This window comes from Hymenobacter agri (assembly GCF_054778495.1).
In genome coordinates this window covers 1-1,547 of record NZ_BAAGZM010000813.1, presented here as the reverse complement: position 1 = coordinate 1,547, position 1,547 = coordinate 1, and the positions used below count along the sequence as shown (strand labels likewise).

Genomic DNA, 1,547 nt, shown 5'->3' with positions numbered 1-1,547 from the left:
CGCCTGCACCCGCCCGCACCTACCCCGACCTGCCCACCGCCATGGCTGCCTTGGGCACCAACGGCGTGAGCGCCGGCAGCAGCGTCGCATTTACCCTGCTGGATGCTACCTATTCGCTGGGCACCAGCTCGCTGGCCGTACCGGCCGTGGCGCTGAGCGCGGGCCAGGGTGTGAGCATCGTGCCGACCGCCGGCGTGAGCCCGGTGATTTCGGGCAGTAACACCACGGCACTGATTGATTTGAACGGCACCGATTACCTGACCATCAGCGGGTACGACGGTAGTAGTAGCGCGCGCACCCTCACGCTGCGCAATACGGCAGCCGGGCCAGCCGTGCTGCTACGCAACGACGCTACCTACAACGTGTTGCGCAACCTCATTATTGAAAGCGCTAATACCAGTAACACCAGCGGCACGGTACTGTTTGGCACCAGCACGGGCACCACGGGCAACGACTTTAACACGCTGGCCAGCTGCGACGTGCGGCCGGCCAACAACAGCACCACCACGCTACAAGCCAACGGCATCTACTCGGCGGGCACGACCGGGGCCACCAACAGCGACAACACGGTGCGCGGCTGCGCCATCTACAACTTCACGGCGACGGGCCTGAACGTGACCACCAACAGCGGCGACAACTGGACGGTGGGCGGGGCCACGGCCGCCGACGGCAACGCCGTGTACGAAACCGTGAGCCGGTCGGCCGACCTGCGCTTTCTGCGCCTGAGCAGCGGCAACAACCATGTCATCAGCAATAACCAGCTTTATTACGCCAGCGGCACGCTCAGCGCGGCGTTTTATGGCGTGGTGCTGGTGGGCGGCACCGGGCACCTGGTGAGTGGTAATGCTATTGGCGGGGCGCAGACGGGCGCGGGCGGCGCGGCCTTCCCCATTGCCAGCAACACGGGCTACGTGTACCCGGTGTACCTCGATTTGAGCGCTACGGCCGGGGCCGCGGCCACCACGGTGCAGGGCAACGTGATTCGCAACTTTAACTCGGCCGCGACCGGGGTGATGTACGGCGTGCACGCCCGCAACGGCACGGCGGGCATTCTGGTGGTGCAGAACAATACGATTGGGGGCACCGGCAGCGGGCAGGGCATTGCGCACGCGGGCAATTTCTACGGCGTCGACCTGGGCAACGCGGTGGGCGCGATGGTGCAGAACAACACCGTGGCGGGCATCACGACCACCGTGGCCAGCGGTGTAGCCTCGCTCACCGGCACACTGGCGGGCGTGAACATGAGCAGCAGTTCGGCCAGCCTCATCAGCGGCAACACGTTTAGCAACTTCAGCGGCACCATCACCAACACCGTGGCCAGCACTACGACCAACGCCACTAACGCCTCGCCGGTGGCGGGCGTGTACGTGAGCGGCAGCGGCGCGGCCACCATCAGCGGCAATACCATGAGCGCGCTGAGCAGCAATTCTACCTTCGCCACCGGCGGCACGGCGCTGAACATTCCGCTGGCCGGCGTGTGGCTGAGCGGGGGCGGTGCGGTGGCGGTGTCCAACAACACCATTGGCTCGCTGACAGCCCCGGCGGGC

Annotated in this window: 1 protein-coding gene; it reads left to right on the top strand. The window is 66.1% G+C overall.

Translation table 11 applies throughout. The features are described from left to right. Positions 1–41 precede the first annotated feature (41 nt). On the top strand, positions 42–1,547 hold a 1,506-nt coding region (locus ACYVDE_RS22420; RefSeq protein ID WP_460503754.1), incomplete at its 3' end, for a beta strand repeat-containing protein.